The organism is Methanosarcina sp. 1.H.T.1A.1 (assembly GCF_000979295.1).
Classification (GTDB): domain Archaea; phylum Halobacteriota; class Methanosarcinia; order Methanosarcinales; family Methanosarcinaceae; genus Methanosarcina.
This window is the reverse complement of record NZ_JJQY01000091.1, coordinates 31,359-54,338: the sequence shown is the minus strand read 5'-3', so window position 1 is coordinate 54,338 and position 22,980 is coordinate 31,359. Positions and strand designations below refer to the sequence as shown.

At 40.0% G+C, this 22,980-nt stretch carries 13 protein-coding genes, 1 tRNA gene and 1 pseudogene; 12 read left to right on the top strand and 3 right to left on the bottom strand.

Going from position 1 to position 22,980, the window contains the following annotated elements:
- From EO95_RS08995 to EO95_RS08960, 8 genes and pseudogenes are all read left to right on the top strand, one after another.
- Positions 1–441, top strand: a pseudogene (locus EO95_RS08995) ([dimethylamine--corrinoid protein] Co-methyltransferase); the annotation flags it as partial.
- 137 nt (positions 442–578) lie between these two features.
- Positions 579–749 (top strand): hypothetical protein, encoded by a 171-nt coding sequence (locus EO95_RS18245; protein ID WP_156164024.1) that lies wholly within the window; start codon positions 579–581, stop codon positions 747–749.
- A complete protein-coding gene (locus EO95_RS08990) occupies positions 742–2,187 on the top strand; it encodes an APC family permease (RefSeq protein ID WP_048133993.1) in 1,446 nt (481 codons plus the stop codon). Before EO95_RS18245 ends, EO95_RS08990 begins: the two co-directional genes overlap by 8 nt.
- A gap of 452 nt (positions 2,188–2,639) precedes the next feature.
- Entirely contained in the window at positions 2,640–5,210 is a 2,571-nt protein-coding gene (locus EO95_RS08985) for a histidine kinase dimerization/phosphoacceptor domain -containing protein (RefSeq protein WP_048133992.1), read from the top strand.
- Positions 5,211–6,999: 1,789 nt separating this feature from the next.
- Positions 7,000–7,785, top strand: coding sequence for a winged helix-turn-helix domain-containing protein (locus EO95_RS08975; protein ID WP_048133990.1), 786 nt, complete (start codon positions 7,000–7,002; stop codon positions 7,783–7,785).
- Positions 7,786–7,868: 83 nt separating this feature from the next.
- Positions 7,869–10,487, top strand: a complete 2,619-nt coding sequence (locus tag EO95_RS08970) for a histidine kinase dimerization/phosphoacceptor domain -containing protein (protein ID WP_048133989.1) — start codon at positions 7,869–7,871, stop codon at positions 10,485–10,487.
- Between the two features lie 3 nt (positions 10,488–10,490).
- On the top strand, positions 10,491–10,892 hold the full coding sequence (locus tag EO95_RS08965; protein ID WP_048133987.1) for a response regulator: 402 nt from the start codon (positions 10,491–10,493) through the stop codon (positions 10,890–10,892).
- A 798-nt stretch (positions 10,893–11,690) separates the two neighbouring features.
- Positions 11,691–12,209: a response regulator gene (locus EO95_RS08960; protein WP_048133986.1), complete on the top strand. Its 519-nt coding sequence runs from the start codon at positions 11,691–11,693 to the stop codon at positions 12,207–12,209.
- 127 nt (positions 12,210–12,336) lie between these two features.
- On the opposite strand, the gene pap is transcribed toward EO95_RS08960, so the two are convergent.
- Both pap and EO95_RS08950 read right to left on the bottom strand, forming a co-directional pair.
- Positions 12,337–13,851, bottom strand: a complete 1,515-nt coding sequence (pap, locus tag EO95_RS08955; protein ID WP_048133982.1) for a polyphosphate:AMP phosphotransferase — start codon at positions 13,849–13,851, stop codon at positions 12,337–12,339.
- A gap of 2,743 nt (positions 13,852–16,594) precedes the next feature.
- Complete coding sequence (locus tag EO95_RS08950; RefSeq protein ID WP_048133980.1) at positions 16,595–17,059, bottom strand: hypothetical protein; 465 nt, start codon at positions 17,057–17,059, stop codon at positions 16,595–16,597.
- A gap of 874 nt (positions 17,060–17,933) precedes the next feature.
- On the opposite strand from EO95_RS08950, the gene EO95_RS08945 reads away from it, so the two are divergent.
- From EO95_RS08945 to EO95_RS08935, 3 genes are all read left to right on the top strand, one after another.
- A complete protein-coding gene (locus EO95_RS08945; protein WP_048133979.1) occupies positions 17,934–18,266 on the top strand; it encodes a DUF2551 domain-containing protein in 333 nt (110 codons plus the stop codon).
- Between the two features lie 37 nt (positions 18,267–18,303).
- Positions 18,304–18,705 carry a hypothetical protein gene (locus tag EO95_RS08940; RefSeq protein WP_048133975.1) on the top strand — a complete coding sequence of 134 codons (402 nt, stop codon included), beginning with the start codon at positions 18,304–18,306 and terminating at the stop codon, positions 18,703–18,705.
- Between the two features lie 203 nt (positions 18,706–18,908).
- Positions 18,909–18,981, top strand: a tRNA-Gln gene (locus EO95_RS08935).
- A gap of 318 nt (positions 18,982–19,299) precedes the next feature.
- On the opposite strand, the gene EO95_RS08930 is transcribed toward EO95_RS08935, so the two are convergent.
- Positions 19,300–19,503, bottom strand: a complete 204-nt coding sequence (locus EO95_RS08930; RefSeq protein WP_048133973.1) for a hypothetical protein — start codon at positions 19,501–19,503, stop codon at positions 19,300–19,302.
- 155 nt (positions 19,504–19,658) lie between these two features.
- Here EO95_RS08930 and EO95_RS08925 point away from each other — a divergent pair, with 155 nt between their 5' ends.
- Positions 19,659–22,844: a tetratricopeptide repeat protein gene (locus tag EO95_RS08925; RefSeq protein WP_048133970.1), complete on the top strand. Its 3,186-nt coding sequence runs from the start codon at positions 19,659–19,661 to the stop codon at positions 22,842–22,844.
- Positions 22,845–22,980 lie beyond the last annotated feature (136 nt).

Here is a 22,980-nt window from a genome sequence, read left to right as displayed (position 1 = left end):
GGTATGGGTGTCGGCGGAATTCCGATGCTTGAGACTCCTCCGGTAGATGCCGTTACAAGGGCAAGCAAGGCAATGGTCGAAATTGCCGGCGTAGACGGCATATAGATCGGGGTCGGCGACCCGTTGGGTATGCCGATTTCCCACATAATGGCTTCCGGGATGACCGGAATAAGAGCAGCCGGAGACCTCGTTGCAAGGATGGAGTTCTCAAAGAACATGCGGGTCGGAGAGGCAAAAGAGTACGTGGCAAAGAAGCTTAACGTTGACACAATGGACCTCTCGGACGAACATGTAATGAGAGAACTGCGTGAAGAACTCGATATTGGTGTGATCACCTCCGTGCCAGGAGCTGCAAAGGGAATTGCTGCAAAAATGAATATCGAGAAGCTGCTTGACGTCAAGATAAACTCCTGTGAACTCTTCAGAAGACAGATCAGATAAACATACCGAATAGTAACCGAATTTGCACAAAAAATTGCCATAAACATAAATAGTGGGTTTATAGCAGGTTTATAGCAGGTTTCAGGGACCATATTCCTCCGGAATCATTCCGGAAACAGGGCGAAACTTTTTACAGGTTGCTGCTACAGGCGGAAAAACGCAGGTGCAGCCTCCTGGCCTGGTTCCTGAATATCTTCCCGCTTCTTTTGCTTGCAGGTTTTGCAGGCTTATTTATGCTGCAAGAGCTGTGCGAATCGTCAGGCTATGCCAATAAACAATTAACGGAGCGTGTGTTGAAACATGAGTGACGAAAAAAGTGAATCAGGGGGGCTTCAGCGGACAATTGACTGGAAACAGGGGCTTGCAATCGCCCTTGGTGTTCCTGTGCTGATTCTTCCGTCTATCGGCTACTTTGCAAGCTATGTCTGGGCTTTTGCAATCATCGTCTGGATCCTTTCCGTTTTCCAGGGTTTCATGCAGAACTTTGCCTACGGAGAACTTGCAACAATGTTCCCGAAAGCTTCAGGACTGCCGGGATACGCCCAGAGTGTGTTCGGTACAAATCAGGGAAACAAGAGATACGACCAGGGTAAACTTCTAGGAGGGTTCAGCGCCTGGAGTTACTGGTTTGCCTGGAACCCCGTGCTTGCTATCTTTGCAATCCTTATCGGAAGCTACCTTAAAGGTCTGGTCCCTGCCTTTGCCGGCGTTCCTGACCTTGCTCTTTACCTTGCCTCCGGGGCAGTTGTGTATGTATTCCTTATGATAGTTAATTATCGCGGGCTTGCCGGCGGAGCGACCCTCGGGTACATCCTTGCCGTGCTTTCTCTTGCCCCGCTTATCATCATTTCCCTTGCACCTTTCGTAACCGGGCAGTTTGAAATGAGCAACATCACCAGTGCCTGGCTCCCCACAGATTGGAGCTGGGACATTCCGCACATCCTGATCCTGCTAGGGCTTTTTGCAATGGCTCAATGGAGTGCATGTGCCTGGGAAACTGCAGCAATCTACGGGCCCGAATACAAAAACCCGAAGTCCGACGTTCCCAAAGCCCTCTTTATCTGCGGCGCAATTTGCCTGGTGACCTTTATCCTTGTTCAGGCAGCCTGTACAGGAACTCTTGGAATAGAAGGGATCCTGGAAGAACCTTTCTCGCCAATGCTCCCGATGGCTCAGATGACTCTTGGACCCGTAGGTGGGTCTCTTACCATTCTCATGCTGATAGCGGCAATGGTAATGATCATCCAGACCGCCTTCCTTGGAGCTTCAAGGGCGATGTATTCCATGGCTGATGAAGGAAATCTTCCAAAGTTTTTCGGAAAGATGAATGTTCATGGAACCCCTGTTAATGCGATGATCGTCATAGCTCTCTTCAACATGGGGTTCATTTGCCTTGGAACTCCCGCAGCCATCCTGGCGGCATCTGCAATCGGATACGTCTGTGCTAACGGAATCAGTCTCTTTGCGTACGTGAAAGCAAAACTCGACCCCCGGTTCTCAAAGCTTGAGAGACCTTTCAAAGCTCCAGGGGGCTGGAAGTACGTTGCTATGATTTTCGGGCTCTTTAACCTGCCCCTCTGTCTGATAGGGGTGATTTATCTCAATAGCCTTGAGGTGGGCTGGACTTCCACCATAGTCGGTTTCGTGGTTCTTACCCTCTATATCCCACTCTGGTTCTATTCCCAGAACGAGAACCCGGTAAGGGTGGAAAAAGAAACCCCTGTCTCGGGTGAAGCCACAACATAAGTTTCAAATGGGGATGCAGAAACATATTCTGCACTCCTTCTTTTTTTCAATCAAAAATAATATTCAACATCTAAAGACTTCAACCCAGAAGTGTTATCACGAAGATTGTAACCAATTACAAAATCCAGTGATTTTTAATTTTACGTTCATCACTGGATTCTGGAACTGGGTCTTTATAGGAGTATTTAAATGTTTAAAGTGCCCATAAAATTAATCGTTAAAAACCCTATTGTACCTGATTTATCCTCAGGTCCATAAATTCTTCTGACTATAGGGGACGTCCAGGGAAGAACATTTTCAAAAGCATGTAAATAACACTCTTTGAACGAATTCTTCTGCAGAATTACATAGGGTTAAAGGACTGGTTTTCTCCAGATCAGAAGGCGTGGAAAGTTGCTTTCTTTCACCTGTTCGACAGCTAAAAAAGAAAGGGACCATAGTGAGGGTTAATAATGCTCAGTGATACCCCGTTGAAAACAAAGATGATACTCTATACCGTGCTCGGGGTTTTTCTAATCCTTACGGCTTCCACAGCTGTGATTATTTCCACGGTTACAACGCAGGAAGAAAAGCTGGCCTACCAGCAGTCAGTTGAAATGGCTTCCAATTATGCAAATCAGTTTGACGCAGACATGAAAGCCAACCTTGCCATTGCAAGGACGATTTCCACTGTCATGACAAGTTACGAAACTGCAGACCGGGACGAAGCTCTTCTTATTCTGGAAAACCTGCTCCTGGACAATCCTCTTCTCCTCGGGACCTATGTAGCTTTTGAGCCTGATGCCTTTGACGGGAAAGACGCTGAGTATGTAAATGCTCCTGCCCATGATGAAACTGGCAGGTTTGTCCCTTACTGGAATAAAATGAACGGGACTGTTGCAGTTGCACCTCTTCTTCATTATGATGATTCGGATTATTACCAGCTTCCAAAAGATACGAAAAAAGATCTGCTCACTGAGCCCTATTTTTATGAAGGGGTCTTCATGGTGAGTTACGTTTCTCCTATCATTAAGAATGGGGAATTTATCGGGGTAGGGGGAGTGGACGTTTCCCTTGAATATGTGGATGAAGTGGTAAGTGAGGTCCGGACTTTTGATACCGGATACGCTTTTATGGTCAGCAACGAGGGAATTCTTCTGTCCCACCCGACCCATAAGGACTGGATCGGAAAAAAGAATCTTTATAATTTAGGAGAGGAAGAACTCAAAACAGCCTCCTTTAATATAAAAAACGGGGTCAGTGGCCATATTGAAACAATAGATCCTACAACCGGAAAAACCGTTATTATGTTTTACGAACCTGTTGAGACCGGAGACTTTGCTTTCGTACTGGTTGTCCCGAAAGAAGAAATGCTTGCCGGAGTTACCGATCTAAGAGACCGGCTTCTTATCATCTCTGCAATCTCAATTCTGTTCATGGCTGCTCTGGCTTATATGATTGCGAGATCCGTAACAAAGCCAATTAACAGAATTGTTGATGACTTCAAGAATATTGCTGAAGACGCTGTAAAAGGGAAGCTCGATGTAAGGGCAAATACCCATGTGGAAATTGATTTTCGGGAAATTCCCCGTGGCTTGAATGAAATCATCAATTCTGTGGTTATCCCTATCCGGGAAACCATGCGGGTAACCAATGCCCTTGCACAGGGGGAGTTGAAGGAAAGGGTCAATGTGGACGTGCAGGGGGAGTTCCGGGAACTTGAGGACACGCTGGATAAGTTTTCCGAAACCCTTAATATGATTATTGACGACTCGACCGCCGTGCTTACAGCTTTTCAACACAATGACTTCAAGCGCTCTATCCGGATACATGGGCAGGGAGACTTCAAACTCCTGACCGATGGGATTGAAGAGACCCGCCTGGTCCTTGACAGGGTTACAACCCAGCGCAGGGAGGCTGAAAAAGCCTTAATTGAGTATGCAAGAAAGCTAGAGCACTCAAACAGGTTAAAAGAAGAAATGGAACGAATAATCAACACCAGCCCTGTAATTGTCTTTTTGTGGAAGTACGAAGAAGGCTGGCCAATAGAGTTTGTATCGGAAAACATTACCTTGCTTGGATATGATGTAGAGGATTTTACCTCTAACAGGATTCTTTATGCGGACATTGTCTATCCGGAAGACCTTGAAAAGATGCACAAAGAGCTTGCCCTGAACGTGGAGTCCGGCTGTGATGTCTATACCTCGGAGTACCGGATCTTTACCAGGTCCGGGGAAGTCCGCTGGGTGGATGAAAGAACTTTTATCCAGAGGGACGAGAAAGATGAAATCCACCTTCAGGGTATCATCCTTGACATAACCGAACATAAAAAAGCTGAAGATGCCCTTTTGCAGATGGAAGAAATCCGCAAAAAAGAGATTCACCACAGGATCAAGAACAACCTTCAGGTAATTTCAACCCTGCTTTACCTGGAATCCGGAAATTTCAATGATGAAAAGGTAATCGAGGCTTTCAGGAACAGCCAGCACAGGATTAAGTCGATGGCTCTTGTCCATGAAAAACTCTATCAGTCAGAAGATATGGTAAGTGTAGACTTTGCAGACTACATCCAGAACCTTGCAAACTACCTTTTCGGAGCATATTCCGTGGGTGACAGAAATATCAGCCTGAAACTCGATGTTGATAATGTTTTCCTCGGAATGGATACTGCAGTTCCCTTGGGCATTATTATCAACGAACTTGTTTCAAACGCCCTTAAACATGCCTTTTCGGAAGGAGAAAGCGGGAAGATCTGCGTCTGTCTCAAAAAAGAGGATAAAGGAAAGGTCGGCATAAAGGCTGAACATGCAGGCACCGGGAAAGAACGCAAAACAGGAATCTCCGGGGAGTATTTTTCACTCATTGTCAGGGATAACGGCAAAGGCTTCCCTGAAGAAATAGATTTCAGAGAAACTGACTCCCTGGGCATGCAGCTTGTGGTCACACTTGTGGACCAGATTGAGGGAAGCATTGAACTTAACACAAGTAGGGGAACCGAATTCAGGATCAGATTTCGGGAATTGAAATACAAGCAAAAATTATGACTGCTGCTATTGATCGAGTTGCAGTGACTAATCTGGCAGAAACTGCTCTCAAAATAAGCAGGATTGTTGAAGTATATCAGGATGATGGAAGTAAAATTAAAAGGAAGTAAAATTAAAAGGAAGTAAAATTAAAGGGAAGTAAAATTAAAGGGAAGTAAAATTAAAAGGAAGTAAAATTAAAGGGAAATAAAATTAAAAGGAAGTAAAATTAAAGGAAGTAAAAGGTAAAATCTGCAGGGAATGAGATATAATTACAGTGATTTATGTGCCAGTTCATTTCACTATTTTCACTTTGTTTCAGGGGTGGAGTAAAGGAGATATTCAACAGCCTATGTATCAGGTCATAAATTTGCCTGACTCCTCTTGTTTCCGAATGACCCTCAATTTGCCATTATCTCAATTTGCCATTCAGGATCATGTCCATAACATCACAAAATCCTTACTTGAGATCTTGAGGTCTTTTCGATCATTAGCTGTTTACTAATTGGTTTTCCTTTCTCATATTTGTTAATTCGATTTTCTCTCAGGTTGGGGTTCCTTTATGAGAAGTTATTTTAACTGGCATTTTCTTGTTTTTCTCTCATATCCTGACAAATTTCCTTTTCTTCGATGAGTTCCCAAACTCATATCCCATTGAGTTTCTTTTTGATGTATCTGGTTTTACATCTTATGTTTGTTTCTCAAAATTATCCCTTATTTTGAGTCTCAAATCATGCCAGGATGAACCTTTTTTTGCTTTTCCTGACATATTCTTATTATATAATTGATGATATATAGCCCAACCTGTGAAGTTCCTTCAAATGCCGTGGGTTCGGGAAAGGATCTCAGGACATTACCAATTTCATGTGATTTTTTAATGCCGTTAAAAGTTTCAATCACTTGAAATAAAGCAGGTAAATCACTTAAAAAGAGCAGGCCAATCATTTGAAATAAAACAGGTAAATCACTTAAAAAGAGCAGGTATTATTTGGAGGTACCCGAGGAATATGGCCTTAAATCCCATGACCACAGTCCTCAGGTAAATGTTGTAATGCATTTGCTAGGGTTCAAGAGAAGCTAAGAAAGCTGCCTGCACACCTCAGGCAATCTAACTGTTCTCTTTCTCTTTGTTCTCAGTTTGTCCCGTAAGTGCCGGATTACATTCCCACATGCAGCCCGGAAACCTTTCGTTCTTTCCTGAGATTCATTTTAATTTCATTTCGAGGATGCAACAATTTTCCTATGCTATACTTAATCCATTTTTGTACCATTTTTAATATGGTTTTCAAACCTTCTCTTTTATTATACCGGGAATTTACTCAAGACAAGTTGTCTATTCCGGAAGGTTTGATCAGTTTCCCAGTGTGTGATTTATTCTATAACTCCGATAATATATAGCCCAATCTATGGGGTTCTTTCAAAACTTTCAGGTAAAAGAGAGAGTGAAAAGGATATTCCTTTGGCATAGGATTTTTTGATGCGGTTAAATTTTTTGAGCGGCTTGAAATTCTCCTTACTTAAAAAAGTATATTTTCAGGTCAGATATGGAAAATTAACCCAAAATCTAAACTTTAGATATAAAATACTGCAGTGAGTTACTATATCTGGCTTTTGTCCAGGGTCCATAACTGATTTATGTTTTTCTATCGTTTTTTGCCTTGCTGGAATGCCAACCGCAGCCGTATATGGTGAGGGGGAAAAGTCCATGAAGGTGTCATCTTCGGATATTCTGGAATAATATCTCCCGATTAATTAGAGATAACCAAAACATAACATATTAATAAAAGTTTATTTATATTAGGGGGTAGCAATGAGCTCCTCTTTATGCGATACTATCTGGCTTTCTGAAAAAAGAAAAAACCTCCTCCTTTTACTTATGGAAGGACCCCGGGACATCGAGCAAATAAAGACTTCTCTTAATGTGAATTCTAAAGCTATGATGCCTCAAATCAAGATCCTGAAAAAGCAGGAGTTGATTCTCCAGAAAGGGGGCACCTACGAGCTTTCGGAGATAGGAAAACTTGTGGTCGGGAATATGCTTCCTCTCCTGAATACCCTTGAGGTCCTCGAAGAAAATAAGGAATACTGGGCAAGTCGGGATACTAGCGTCATACCCCATGACCTTTTCATGCGCCTCGGTGAGCTTGGAGAATGTATGGTGATTGAGCCTGACCTGAACCATCTCTTTGACCTCCCCAGGGAATTTACGGAAAATCTTGCGAAATCCAGGTGCATCCTGAGTTCTCTTTCCTATTATCACCCTCTGTATCCTTCTCTATATTCGAAGCTTGCAATGAGTGAAGTTGAAGTGGAACTCGTGCTAACGGAATCCGTGTATGAGAGGCTCAAAAATGACTCTCCCGACGATCTCAGGTCCTTTCTTGATTCCAAAAATACAATTGTAGTGGTCTGTGAAGAAAGTCTCAATATTCCCACCATTGCCGTCACGGATCGTTTCATGTATCTCTGCCTTTTCAACATGCAGGGAAAATATGACCACCGAAAGGTGATGAGCTTCGATGCAAGTGCACTTCGCTGGGGCAGAGAGCTTTTCATGCATTACAGAAAATCCGCCCGGGAAGTAACAGACTTTTAATGTCCTCGGTTTTTTAAAAACGGTAGTTGACGGTCCATGCTGAGTCTTTCCCCAAAAGCTCTTATTTACGGGAGCCTGGTACTATGAGGTTCAAAGACGTCCCCTTAAAGCCAAAGCTGGTTATTCTTATTGTTGTCGGAGTTTTTCTCGTTCTTGCCGTATCCATGGCAGTCATCATCGGGACAGTAACTTCTCAGGAAGAAAAGCTTGCTTATGATAAATCCATTGAGATGGCAGACAACTATGCAAACCAGTTCGATGCCCATATGAAGGCCAATCAGGCTGTTGCACGAACCCTTGCGCTTACAATGGCTGAGTATGAAGCTTCTGACAGGGAAGAGGCAATAGGTATCCTTGAAAATGTCCTTGAAGGGAACCCCAGTTTAATCGGCGTCTACCTGGGTTATGAGCCGAACGCCTTTGACGGCAGGGATCTAGACTATGTTAATACCTCCGGACACGATGCAACCGGCAGGTTTGTCCCGTACTGCAACAAGATTGAAGGCCCTCTGGTGATTGAACCCCTTGTTCATTATGATTCTTCTGACTACTACCAGCTACCAAAAGCTACTGGTAAGGATATTCTGACCGAACCCTACTTTTACGAAGGAATATTCATGATGAGTTACGACTCTCCTATTTTTAAAGACGGAGAGTTTGCAGGGATTGCTGGTGTGGATGTCCCGCTTGAATATGTGGACGAGGTCGCAAGCAATATCCGGACTTTTGATACGGGATATGCTTTCATGGTAAGCAACACCGGTGTTTTCCTTTCTCATCCCACGCGGAAAGATTGGATCGGAAAAAAGAGCTTTTCTGATTTTGATTCAAAAGAGATTAAAAATGCCTCAGATGATATTCGGCAGGGGATAGGAGGGCACATTGAAGTTAAGGACCCGACCACAGGCAAGACCGTTATTATGTTTTACGAACCTGTTGAAACAGGAGAATCTGCATTTGTGCTGGTAGTCCCTAAAGAAGAAATGCTTGCCGGGGTTGCTGATCTGAGGGACCGGCTTCTTATCATCTCTGCAATCTCGATAATTTTTATGGCGGCTCTGGCTTACATGATTGCACGGTCCATCACAAAACCTATCGATGAAATTGTTGATGATTTCAGGAACATTGCGCAGGACGCGGTTAAAGGGAAGCTCGATGTAAGGGCAAATACCGATGTGGAAATTGATTTCCGGGAAATTCCAAGCGGTCTGAACGAAATTCTTAGGGCCGTGATTGTGCCTGTCCGGGAAACCATAAGGGTAACCAACGCCCTTGCAAAAGGGGAGTTGAAGGAACGGGTCAATGTAGATGTACAGGGAGAGTTCAGGGATCTTGGGGATACCCTTGATAAGTTTTCCGAAACCCTCAACAGGATCATTGATGATTCAAATGCTGTTCTGACTGCTTTCCAGCACAATGATTTCAAGCGAGAGATCCTTGTGCATGGGCATGGGGACTTTAAGTTCCTTACGGATGGGATTGAAGAGACCCGCAGGGCTCTTGATCTTGTTACAGCGCAGCGCAAGGCAGCAGAAAAAGCCCTGCTGGACTACGCAATGGAACTGGAACGTTCCAATAAGCTTAAAGAGGAAATGGAACGAGTCATCAACAATAGTCCGGTAATAGTCTTTTTATGGAAATATGAATCCGGCTGGCCTGCAAAATTTGTCTCGGAAAACATTACGCGGTTAGGGTATGAAGTAACGGATTTTACCTCAAAGAAGGTATTCTACGAAGATATCGTCCACCCGGAAGACCTCGAAAATATGCACGAAGAGCTTGCCCGGAATGTGGAGTCCGGCTGTGATGTCTATACCTCGGAGTACCGGATCTTTACCAGGTCCGGGGAAGTCCGCTGGGTGGATGAGAGGACTTTTATTCAGAGGGACGAGAAAGATGAGATCCACCTTCAGGGTATCATCCTTGACATAACCGAACATAAAAAAGCTGAAGAGGTCCTGTTACAGATCGAAGAAATCCATAAAAAAGAAATTCATCACAGGATAAAAAATAACCTTCAGGTAATCTCAACCCTGCTCTACCTGGAATCCGGAAACTTCTCAGATAGGAAGGTAATGGATGCCTTCAAAGAGAGTCAGCACAGGGTGAAGTCAATGGCACTTGTTCATGAAAAACTCTACCAGTCTGAAGATATGGTAAGTGTGGACTTTGCAGATTACATTCAGAATCTTTCCAATTATCTCTTCCAATCCTATTCAGTGGGGAGCGGAAAACTCAGTCTAAGACTTGATGTTGATAACGTTTTCCTCGGAATGGATACTGCAGTTCCCCTGGGCATTATTATCAACGAACTTGTTTCAAACGCCCTTAAACATGCCTTTTCGGAAGGAGAGGACGGAGAAATCTACATCCAGTTGCACAGGAACAGAAGAGATTCACCTTCTTATAGAGAAAATTATAAAAATGCAGAAGATCAAGTGGCTAAGTGCGAGAAACCCGATTGTACTGGCATTAGCAACACACAGGGGATAAATAACGTAGAGGATAGGCTGACCCTTATTGTCAGAGATGATGGCAAAGGGTTCCCTGAAGGCCTTGATTTCAGAAATACGGATTCCCTCGGGCTTCAGCTGGTGACTGCACTTGTAGACCAGATTAACGGGAGCATAGAACTTGACACCAGCAGAGGAACCGGATTTATAATTACCTTTCAGGATCTGAAGTACAAACCAGGGGTGTAAAGAATGGCAGAAGGACGAATTCTGATAGTAGAAGATGAACACATCGTTGCGATGGGAATTAAACGCATGTTGAAGGGCCTGGGATATACGGTTACAGGTGTCGCTTCATCCGGAGAGGACGCTATAAGCAAAGCTGAGAGCACTTTTCCTGACCTGGTGTTGATGGACATAATGCTGAAAGGAGAACTTGACGGCGTGGAAGCTGCAAAGGAGATCAAAGCACGCTTTGATGTGCCTGTGGTTTTCCTTACTGCTTATTCCGACAGCAATATTCTCGAGCGGGTTAAAAAGACCGGACCCTCCGGCTATATCGTAAAACCTTTTGACGAAAAAGACCTGCACAGCAATATAGAAATAGCCCTGCACAGGCACAGGAATGAAAAAGAAGACCTTGAGGAGAATTGAAGGGGAAAGATAGGCAGGTAGAGAAAGGTAATCTTTTATAAACTTTTCAGCACGATTATTCTTGAGTTCAGCTCTTCAACCCTGATTCAACTTTTCAGACCTGTGAACCTTTTATTCATCTGTTCGCGAGAGCTTTTTACTCCACAAACCCCCTTCTAATTCTGGTTGTTTCCGTTTCTGGTTGTTTCCATTTCTGGTTGTTTCCATTTCTGGTTGTTTCCGTTTCTGGTTGTTTCTGTTTCTGGTTGTTTCCTTTATCCTGCTAAATGATCACTGTAGAAACGGATAGATGAAGATAAATGAAGGAGACAAAGATAAAATGAAGATTTTCATGGGGGGAAAAATTTTAAGGTTAAAATTTATAATGGCGTTAAAATATCGCATGCCCCTTGCTATAACCTTTCTTTTCGGCACAGGATAAAGCCTTTAAATTATCTCTTCTCTTCTGCCAGTACCGTATAGTGGAGGCTATATAGCTTCATTTATATAGAGACTTCGCATAAGGGAAACTATCGGGTTGAGTCTTTGTTTGACCACGTGGTTTTTACGGGAATTAAGTCCTCTGGATAGATGGAATAATGGTAATCCGGGAGATTGCCCGGGGATTGATATTGACTATCATCAATGAGCCTGCGTCAAAAGCCCTTAAGCATGCCTTTTCTGAAGGAGAAGGTAAGATTTGAATTCAGTTGACATAAAGATTAAAATGATATTAATTATGAAATCAACAACTTCAACAGGGTAATAGGGGAGTTAAAAATAATTCCGGAGCTGAAGTACAAAACGAAGGTGTAACGAATGTCAGAAGGAAAAATTCTGATTGTCGAAGATGAACATATTGTCGCAATGGGAATAAAACGGATGTTAAAGAGCTTGGGGTATACACTGGCAGGCGTTGCTTCATCCGGAGAGGATGCTATAAATAAAGCCGAAAGCACTTTTCCTGATCTTGTGTTGATGGACATAATGCTAAAAGGGGACATGAACGGGATAGAAGCTGCAAAAGAGATCAAAGCACGCTTTGATGTGCCTGTGGTTTACCTGACTGCCTGTTCTGACAGCAAAATAGTGGAATGTGCCTGGAAGACGGGACCCCTGGGGTATATTGTAAAACCCTTTGATGAAAAGGACCTGAAAAAAAGTATTGATGTGGCTCTGCGCAGGCACAGGATGGAACTAAATGAGCTTGAAAAAGGCTCTAATAACGCTGAAAAAGGTTCCGATGAGCTTGAGAAAGGTTCCGAAAAGTGTGAAAAATGCTCCAGAAAACTTCCTGAGTCTGTTGAATGTACTGAAAGTCTTCTGAATTTTAAATAACTCTCTGACTTTTTGGGTTATATATTCAATTCTTCATCTCTTTTTTGATAACTCTTTTCCATTTTTGAATCTGTCTCAAATCTTTTAACTCCATTTGAGTTTTTACTCCTTTTCAATTTTTGATTTATTAAGCCTTCTTCAATTCTTCTTCAAGGGTTTCAGCTACGGTTTTCAGGACTTTTGCCCTTGAATAACGCTTGTCCCTGGATTCGATAATTATCCATGGGGCACCTGTGGTACTCGTTTTCTGGAACATCTCCTCGGCTGCAACTTTATAATCGTCCCATCTGTTCCGGTTTCTCCAGTCGTCTTCTGTAATTTTCCAGCGTTTTTCCGGGTCATTTAGCCTGCTTTCAAAACGCTCGAGCTGGGTTTCTTTATCTATCTGAAGCCAGAATTTGAAGATAATTGCTCCTGAATCGGCAAGGATTTTTTCAAACTCATTGATTTCCCTGTAGGCTCTTCTCCATTCTTCTTCCGTACAGAACTCTTCCACTCTTTCTACGAGGACACGCCCGTACCAGCTTCGGTCAAAAATAGTTATATGTCCTGCCATTGGGATTGCGTCACAGAAACGCCAGAGGTAATGGTGGGCTTTTTCAGTATCATTCGGTGAACCCACGGGCACAACCCTGTAAAGCCGGGGGTTGAGTTCTTCAACAAGGCGGCGAATGTCCCCTCCTTTCCCTGCAGCATCCCAGCCTTCAAAGATTATAACAACTGAACGTTTTTTTCTAAAAAGCTCATACTGGAGGGTTTCGAGTCTGTGCTGGTAAAGCTTTTTAGACTCCCTGTATTCTTCCACAGAAAGGTTTTTTGAGAGGTCGGCCTTTTCCAGAGCTGAACCGTTAAGTACAGGGAGATTTGTAGTTACTATGTCAAGATATTTGATTGTCTGCTGCCCGGGAATCTTTGTGATCTTTTCAATAGATTTCTCGATTGCGTGAGTTACTGTTACCATGATTTTCAGGACTGCAAAGTTCCTGTCATTCGCCTCGACTATTGTCCATGGTGCATTAGGGACATCTGTTTTCTCAAGGATTTTTTCTACAACAGGCAGGTGTTCATCATATTGTTCGATAAAATCCAGTTCTTTTCCGTTTTTTCCTTCATATTCATCAAGAATAAGGGGAATATCTTTTTTTTTGATTTCCTTGAAACGCTCTTTCTGTTCTTTCTCACTGATGTGGAGGAAAAACTTGAGTATCAGGTACCCGTCATCCACAAGCTGGCGCTCAAAATAGGTTATTTCTTCCAGGGTCTTTTCCAGGGCTATTTCGTCTTTTTCTTTTCCGAAAAGCTCGATTACTGCTCTGCTGTACCAGCTCCGGTCAAAGATTCCAATTCTTCCTTTTACAGGAATTCGCGCCCAGAACCGCAGAAGGAAAGGTTTGAGGCGGTTCTCGTAACAGGGCCTGGCCATGGTATGGAAATCAAATCCTCGCGGGTCCAGAGGCAGGATAAAACGGTTGATATCTTCTCCCATCCCTGATGCATGCCAGCCCTCAAAAACAAGTATAATGGGTATTTTCAGCTCCCATGCTCTTCGTTGAAGCTCACCGAGTTTAACCTCAAGTGTTTTCATACTTATCTTATATTCTTCGTTTGTTATTGCCTGGGATAAATCAACGTTTTCAAGCATGTGGGAATCCTGTGTTATTTTTTAAAACCAGATTTCTAAGTGTTTAGAATAATATTAACTATGCAGGTATAAGTTTAGTCTTTATTTCCTATATAATAACGATATAGATATGTCCAACTAGTTATTTAAATTTTTGAGGCAGATGATGTAAGTAGAGACTAAAGGCAGGTAAGAAGTAATGTAAGTAAAGAGGGATTATATAATCCAGAATTATCTACTATAATAAATAATTTTTATATTACACTACAATTACAATATTTGGAAAACATGCATATTATTATTCAGAAACGTAAAAATATATCACAACTTAGTTTTATACTTGATAATATGCTTTTTACCTGCAATACATCCCAAATAGTCTATACAGACGAGATCCAAAACCATTTTATAAATATAGCCTAATAATTTACCAAGAAAACTTAAGGTGGATCCGATTATTGCCCAATAATAGTATGTGTTGTCTATATGGTAAGATATGAGTTGATATTATATCCATTTCAAGTGTATTTGTAATAAATAATATATTAATTAATATGCATTATTTATTGGCCGTGACTAATTTATCCACTTCAATACAGTATATTAGTAATATATACCCAAACTTAGATAACACAGGATCTGTTTTTTTCGATATAAATTTCTATTTCCGTGACAATTGTTTATATTGTACATTATATGCTATAAATTATATCTATTTTGGCATATACATACATCTGATCTCAGTGGGGTTTTTTATTAATGATTCTTTATGAAATTATGCATAATTTAAAGTGTATATTTATAAGTTGGTATTTTTTTACAAAATTACTACATCTGAATGTATGCAATTGACATATGGGCATATAATTTATTAAATGATGTAATGCTCCCACAAATACCTATCATAAAGTGTGTTTTTAATTATTTGTAACTTACAATATTTACACCATTTAATACTGATATTCATATGTTTGCATTTTCTGTAGTAACTAATAAGAGAATTAATTCATTAATTAGCTATATTTACTCATTCTTTTTGTAACTAATATAATTTAAAGATACTTCACTGGATATCCATTATTTATTAGTATATACATAGCACATAATTGCATGCACCTTTTTAGTAGTTACTCATAAAAATATACATATATTTTAAAAATGATATTTCGTTTGTGAAGTCGTGATTTCTATTACTCGATTATATAACTTTTAAATTTTTTCTTGCCCACGTGATGATTTTGTTGTACGGAATATTTAAAATTAAACTATATTTATAATATATTTTTTTAACCAATTAGGGTAGACTACACAGCCCAACTTATGTCAAAAACACATACGTAGTAGATCATCGGATATCCAGAAAATATCTCAAAATGGGGCCATTGTTGGAGGAGATGGGTCTTTTTTTTGAAGGCATTGTTTTCTAAAGAACTCCTGCAACAGCTCATCCTATTCATATAGTATATAGGTACAATTATCCTTATTTTCAGAATTATTTTTCAGTACCATTGTTTCGTATCTAATAATGCGGTGGTCGGCAAAAAGTACTCTATTCCTATAGTTTATGTAATGATCGACTTTGCTAAATTGGAGGTTGACCTGGAAATGACGCTCAATGCAAAATTTGTTCCTATATAACATAGGAATGAATTATTTGAGACATTTTCATTGGATATGGAGACTGGCTCAAAAATGAGGGCCTGAAAATAAAAAGGACTGATATGCAGATAGGTAATTATTGCGATACAAATATATTAAAAAATATAGGTTTTGTTCAGTAAAGGCGGCATTTAGATATTTGGGAGAGAATCCAGTTCTTTTGTCGACTGAATAAGTTCTAAAATTCATATTTAGGGGATAAACCACAATCCGGTTCTGAGTAAAACTCATTTTTTACCCAATTATGTCACTTTCCCTAAAAGTTATTAGATACGCCATCAATTTATTGCTTGGCAATTATAGATTTATTAATAAATTAATCTTTTATCAGCCTATATGCATATATTGATATTTGAACCAAATTCTCTACACTAATTACTTTGAAAATGGACTGAAACACATAGGTAATGGAGAAAAATGTTTTAAATAGTAAAGATAAATTTTCAGTTAAAAAATAGTTGATAAATTAATGTCTCGTTTAACGATTTTATAGACGGATCAACCTATTTTTAGATATTTAGTTGATATTTACTGGTGATATTTATATATTTACTGATATATTAATGTTTTATTGACATATGTTTATATAAACATATTTAGACCAAATACTCCACACTAACCATGTTGAAAAGAGGTTAATACACATAAGCAAACAAATGATAAAATGTCATTATATATTGCCCGGCCCTGCGTTCAGATAAACTAATTAACTAAATCTGGCATTTTTTCACTATTTGTTGTACGGGTCTTGTGGACCTGGACAAATCATTAAATAGTTACATAAGAAGTAAATTCTTGTTAGTCACATATTGACATATTAATTTTATTACGAACGAATTTTTAATATCACATTTTCATATTTAGTATTTTATCCAGAGTTTAAGCTCATAATTTAGTATTTTATTTATGGACATTTTTGCAAGTACATTGTTTAAGCTTACATTAATTAGTTATATTTTTGAAATGAAGTTGCTGTTACCGATTATTATATCCACCAGTGGATTTTATTATAGGTAACTTTATATTAGTACGCATATTTAAGCCAGTATTGGAGTCGATTTATTCCCCATTTTTGCTAAAAAATAGAAAAATTCATGTAACGAAATTATAACTCCAGCTTTAAATCAAAAATTTCTTCAAAAAGTTCATACTTTTTGCGAGCTCTATAGAGGTACTGACGGACCGGGTTTTCATCTTTTGCCCGTGCAACAAGGGCTTCAATTTCCCCTTTTGAAAAAACTGCTTCCAGTTTTTTTATGGGGACGGCCTCAAGTTCTTTCCAGCTGTCAATCACAGGGTTACTCAGAGGGATGGGGATAGGAAGAAGCGTTACCTGAGTTTCGTCTACCCAGTTCCAGTCGGAATCATATATATTTGCATAGAAAGCCCCGCATGAAATGCACTTCGTTATGACTGCGATATTCTCCCCTGTAGAATGATAGCTAAGGCTCATGAGCATGGAGTCGCAGCTGGTGCAATTTCCAATCTCGTTTTTTTCCAGGCTATACGCAGGTATTCGGTTTTCTTCGATGTAAAGAGTTTTCTCATTAAGATCATACCTATATTCCACATTATCCGCTCCTGAATGAGGCCTGAAGTCCCGGAAAGTTAATTTTTTCTGATCCAGGTCCGGGTACTTAATTTTCCATATGATTTCTGTCTAAGGTAATAACCTTTATTAATATTAATCCCTCTTTTGATAAAAAATTGTGAGTTCAAGGTCCCCTTTGTTATTCCCATACTCTTATTTTTTTCCAGCATTTAGAACTCCAACTAAAGTTGCCGCACATTTATTCAACAATATACTTTTAAACCTCTTTTTTATAGGTAATCAAGTTACATAAAGAAAAAAATTCCATGCCGCATTAAAGAAAAATAAAACCTTATAACAGTCGCATCATTCTGTTTCTTGTGATTTTATCAGACTTTGGGACAATATGGAAAATATTTTTATCGAACAGAAAAACCAGATTTTCATTATATCAATCAACTAACTCGGCGTATTTTTAGGAATTAAACACAAGCTTAATATATATGTTCGTAAGAATCTAATAATTTTGTTGAGTAAATATATTATACGAGTATTCAAATTAATAACAGGAATTTTAAAGGCTTTTTCAGCTATCGAAATATTAAATAGTTTTATCAGAATAAGTAGCTAAAAAGTTTTATCAGAAAAAGTAGCTAAAAACAAAAGTATAAAAGTCCTGACTCTGTGCAGGACAACTTAAATAGAACTCCAAGAATATATAATGGAAATGGATCCTAAAAAGCGATATATTGGAGAAAGGATATATCTATACACAAAACTGACCTTGAAGCAAAGTAAAATTGCCTGAAGAGCAGTAGCTTTAATATCTATTCCCATCATGACGAATAAATTTACAAACCTATATATAGAGCTATAACTGACATAGTTTACTACATCAGTAAGGTGGTAATTTATGGTATCCATCCGAGCTAAAATTAAAGCCAGATTAGAGAAATTTCTTGAAGTAGATTCCAGTGGATATCGAAGGGCTATTCTGTGTATCTTCATCAGAGTAAAGAAAGCAACTATTGATGAGCTGCATGAAATGCTTTCAAGTAGATACAATGTATCAAGAAATACCGTAGCATCCATGGTAGGATACATTCATTCGAAACTTGGAATTCTGAGAGCACATAAGGAGTCCTACAAAACCCCGATGGTTTATCTTTTAAGAGAAGAGTACGTAGACCTGCTTATGAAGATAGTTGCCTCTTCCACGAAAAAATCTACTAATTCCGCAGCCTGAACAGCTTATCACTTCAACCCCAATTGCCTGATAGAAAATGTCACTTGTGAAAAACGCACCAAGAACCGCAACTACCATCGTAGTGCGATCGGATGCAAATGCCCGTATAGGCCAATCAAGAGACCCATACTATAATCTTATGAGGCGTATTTTTCAGGAAGACGCCACTGCAGTACGGGGTCAGAAATTCCTGTCAATGGTTGAAGAGCGACAGACAGCCGGCAATGCTATCCGAACTGATGAATGGAAGACCATTCTGGAAGAACTCCAGATAGGCCGTGCCTCTTTTTATGCAATGCGCAATAAACTCCTGGGAGCCGGGCTAATCTCAATAAAAAACAAGGAGTACCGGCTTTCCGGCCAGTTCTCAAAAGACCTTATAAACATGGCCCGCTGGTGGTGGACTGCTGTCCTCAACCAGTCCGAAGAAAGCCTGTGATTCGATAAGGAATAATACCCTTTTTACCGGAATAATAATTCCTTTTTTTAAATTAAACTTTTTAGAATTCTGATTTTCTACCCAATATCTTAAACTTTTAACAAATCCAAAGGCGCTCAGTCGAAAGTTATATATAGGAGATCTTCCTTTAGAAGATACGCTTCAAGGCGCAAGAATCACGCCCCACAGCGAAAAATCATCGAAGCCCGGTAGTGTAGTGGTCAATCATGCGGGACTCTGGATCCTGCAACCTCGGTTCGAATCCGTGCCGGGCTATACCCATTTTATAAGTAATCCCGTTCTTTTGATTCATAACGAAATGTCTTATTTTTTCTAACCTTTAAATTAAATATTTTAAATTAAACTTATACCACATTAATTCTGAGGTTTTGCATCAATAATATTTTCTACTCGCCCTCATTAGAGATTAGCAGGAGCTTTCCAATGGGCATTTTGGAAGATATTCAAACATTTTTTTCAAAAACGTCATCAATATTTGTATAAATCAAGGGTTTTTGTTAAGTCTTGATTCATTGGTCATCGGTTAAGATTCGTTTTCATTCTGACGTTACTGTTTTTCCAATCTACCATTTTTCATTTGAACCATTCGTCTCTAAACCTTTCTCTGTTTACATGTGTATCCAATTTTACATGTGGATCCAATGCCTGGTTTTTATATGTACCCATCACTGTTTCAAAAGTAAGCTCAATTCCACATCTATGCAAAATCACTGTCAATAAATTTGGTGCGTTTTCAGTAAATGTTATGCTCACCTCTCCCGGGAGAGAGAATTGCATGATCCATAATCGAGCTTGATAGGGAAAGTCATTTTCTTTTAGAGGGGCTTCTTTTTTAATAAATCATGTCTGACAGCAAATTAACAAAGTATATAACATATAAAAATCAACTAAAATTATTAGAAAGAAAGCATAGCTTAAGTGGGGAGTTTACAATGATGAGCTTATTTTCCGATAAAGCATCAATCGGAGATAAAGTCAATCTGACTTTGATTAATGGGAGCGTGTTGGAGGGAAAAATAGAAGGTTTTGGCGAAGACTTTACCATAATCAAAACTAAAAGAGGGACTGCCGGCATATATTATAAAATGGTAGGAGCCTGGGAGATCCTATCGGACTCATATCCGGACCAGGGTTTAGAAGACCCTTTAAGCTGTATGGGCCCGGAATCTGCGAATAAGGAATCTGCAAACGAGTTAATAGGACAACCTCAAAATCCTGAAACTGGGGAAGAGGTATTAGAAAACGAAGCAGAGGACTGCAATCCGGTTGAATACCAGATCGAAGAGGCTCTCGGAAACTTTAAAGCAAAAGTGGCCTCTGCAAAGCTGACTCTTCATGAGCCGAATATGTCATTTCCATTAAACAGCCTCGATTCAACCCATCTGCAGGAAGACAAAAAGAAATGGGATAAAATAAACAGCCAGTACCAGAACTGCATAAAAAACAAAAATTATTCTCCACTACCTTCTCTGGTCTCGGAATTGTTGAAATTTGCGGAAAAATACCAGAAACTCGGTGTTTTTCACTATAACGCAGGTTGCTATCTTGTGCACCTTGAGGCTTTCCGGCAAGCCCAGAGTTATTTTGAAGAAGCATTCTCCCGGGAACCCTTGCCTGAATATATCTATAATACTGCATATGCTGCCCTTAAAACTAATGACTATGAAAAAGCCCATATTGGCTTAGCAGTATACTTTAACCTGATACCTCCGATGGAAGATCCTGATGCATGGTACATTTTCTGCAGCCTGACTGAAAAAGAATTCGAGTATTCAACATTTGGAGATACCCTTCATTCATTACCGGGACAAAACCCCGGAATAGAGGGAGCTGCCAGAAAGGAAAATGAGGAGTACGTTAATGATACTCTCCCTCTTTTGTTAAAATCCGCACTTTATGTCCTTCAAAGGGATAAAAAATACAAAGCTGCAGAACCTCTTATAACGGCCTTGCAAGAAAAGGACCCGGAACACAAAACACTTGACCTGGAAAATGTAACGTCCCTGCTCGAATCGGCCTTTAAAAACTATTCCAAACAAACATGTAAGGGATATGAAAGGCTTATAGGCTATGGAAAACTCACGGGCCTTTTGAAAGAATATAGAGGCTCACGCGTGGAAAGCTCTTCTTCTATTAAGTATTCTCCCCCTATTAATTCCCCACCTATTATTAACCCCAATAACTCTTCTATTAACTCCTCCAATACTTCGACTAATAACTCTTCTATTAACTCCCCCAATACTTCAACTAATAACTCTTTTATTAACTCCCCCAATACTTCGACTAATAACTCTTCTATTAACTCCTCTAATACTTCGATTACCCCCAATAACCTTCCCATTATTTCCAATAAACTAAAACCATCCCCCGATGAAATAGATTCTTTCAATGGAAATGAGCCTGACAATGAAGTAGGGCGAGCAAGGGAAGAATTCTGCAGTAAAATTCCCCGAAAGCAGGGCCAGATTTTCAAGTATCTTGCACCGCAGGGTTACGGGTTTATAATCGGCCAGGACGGGAAAACCTATTTTTTCCATGTCAGTGCAATAATCGACAGTTCGATATCTGACGTTGATTTAAATAATGTATACTGGGGAGCCCAAATCCAGGTGATATTTCAGCCCACAAAAGGCTCGCAGGGAGATATAGCGGTCCAGATCTCTGCATACCCTGTAGTGAATGAGATGCAAAAGCTAGCTGAGAGATATGCAGACTCAGGAGATTTCGGGAAAGCAATAGAGCAGATAAAGTATGTGCTCACAATTGATTCAGAACATCCGGACTCAAGACCCCTCCTTGAAGCCTGGACGAAAAAGCAAAAAGAAATCCTTGAAGAGGAAAGGGCCCTTAATGAATTGATTGAAACAGAACCTGGTAATACGGAAGGCTGGCGTTCTAAAGTTGAGTTCCTCATAGGACACAAAAGATATGAAGAGGCACTTTATGCACTTGATGAAGTACTCAGGATTACTCCTAATTTTATAAATTCCCTTCCATCAAAAAGACAGTTATCTTCTTTTAGTGAGCTCTGTGATTTTAATCCCGAATACGTGAAAGCCACATGCAAAAAAAGTTTTGTGCTCTATCAGCTCGAAAGGTATAAAGAGGCATTAGGACTCGCAAATAAAACACTTGAAATTGAACCGGACCATGTGGGTGCTCTTTCCCTTAAAGCTTCCAGCCTCCTGAAACTCCAGAGATTTCAGGAAGCTTTCGAGCTTTTAGGCCTTGCACTTGATCTGGACCCAACGAATAGTGAACTCCTCTTTTTGAAAGGAAAGGCACTTTTAAAGTTCCATAAATATGAAGAAGGGCTTGAGTACCTTGAAAAAGCGTACCAGCTTACACCAAAAAAGCCTGAGATACTCCTGAGAAAAGGATATGCCCTCTCCAAGCTAAATAGGTTTGAAGAGGCTTTAAAAGCCTATGATAAGATAATAAACATCCAGCCAGATAATGAAAAAGCGCTGTCAAATAAAGGTTTCATCCTTATAATGACGAGAAAATATGAAGACGCGCTCAGCCTGTATAACGGGCTAATACAGCTAAATCCATTCAATTCAGTCCTCTGGTCAAAGAAAGGAGCAATCCTTACTAAAATGCACAGATCAGAAGAAGCCTTAAAAGCTGTTGACCGGGCTTTGGAAATTGTCCCTGACGACTCAGATTCTCTTTTTACAAGAGGCTACATTTACTCTAAAAACGGAATGTATGATGAAGCATTAAGGCACTTTAACAGCGTCCTGGAACTTGATCCCTATGACCAGAAAGCTCTTGCAAAAAAGGCGTTTATGCTTTCAAGATTGGGTAAACACGATGAAGCGTTTATAGCTATTGAAGATGCACTCAAAATTAATTGGCATAATTCAAGAACCTGGTATTACAAGGGTGTCCTCCATTACAACATAGAAGAATACGATAAAGCACTTTCAGCATTTAACAGGTCTGCAGAATTAAACCTAGAAGATACCCGAATTGAAAAAATGAAGCAGTTTACTCTTATTAAACTTGGCATACCTGAAGGAAAAACTGGAGTTGCAGTTAATACGTTAAAGGTTGAAGAGGAACTGTTTGATAGAGAACTGCAGGAAGAGTATGAACTGGAGTTTGAAGATTAAACCCGCACCAGGAGAAAACAGGTATAGAACTCTCTTTAAGGTTTACTGCGAACATTTTTATAATGTTTTCCGCGGGGATTTGTGTAATGTTTACTGCAGGGATTTTTGAATATGGCTCTCCTTAAGTATTTCCTGT

What these genes read in the sequence shown, in the direction of transcription:
- EO95_RS08990 (WP_048133993.1), top strand. Translation starts at nt 742, where the DNA reads ATGAGTGACGAAAAAAGTGAATCAGGGGGGCTTCAGCGGACAATTGAC.
- EO95_RS08985 (WP_048133992.1), top strand. Translation starts at nt 2,640, where the DNA reads ATGCTCAGTGATACCCCGTTGAAAACAAAGATGATACTCTATACCGTG.
- EO95_RS08975 (WP_048133990.1), top strand. Translation starts at nt 7,000, where the DNA reads ATGAGCTCCTCTTTATGCGATACTATCTGGCTTTCTGAAAAAAGAAAA.
- EO95_RS08970 (WP_048133989.1), top strand. Translation starts at nt 7,869, where the DNA reads ATGAGGTTCAAAGACGTCCCCTTAAAGCCAAAGCTGGTTATTCTTATT.
- EO95_RS08965 (WP_048133987.1), top strand. Translation starts at nt 10,491, where the DNA reads ATGGCAGAAGGACGAATTCTGATAGTAGAAGATGAACACATCGTTGCG.
- EO95_RS08960 (WP_048133986.1), top strand. Translation starts at nt 11,691, where the DNA reads ATGTCAGAAGGAAAAATTCTGATTGTCGAAGATGAACATATTGTCGCA.
- pap (WP_048133982.1), bottom strand. Translation starts at nt 13,851, where the DNA reads ATGCTTGAAAACGTTGATTTATCCCAGGCAATAACAAACGAAGAATAT.
- EO95_RS08945 (WP_048133979.1), top strand. Translation starts at nt 17,934, where the DNA reads ATGGTATCCATCCGAGCTAAAATTAAAGCCAGATTAGAGAAATTTCTT.
- EO95_RS08940 (WP_048133975.1), top strand. Translation starts at nt 18,304, where the DNA reads ATGTCACTTGTGAAAAACGCACCAAGAACCGCAACTACCATCGTAGTG.
- EO95_RS08930 (WP_048133973.1), bottom strand. Translation starts at nt 19,503, where the DNA reads ATGCAATTCTCTCTCCCGGGAGAGGTGAGCATAACATTTACTGAAAAC.
- EO95_RS08925 (WP_048133970.1), top strand. Translation starts at nt 19,659, where the DNA reads ATGATGAGCTTATTTTCCGATAAAGCATCAATCGGAGATAAAGTCAAT.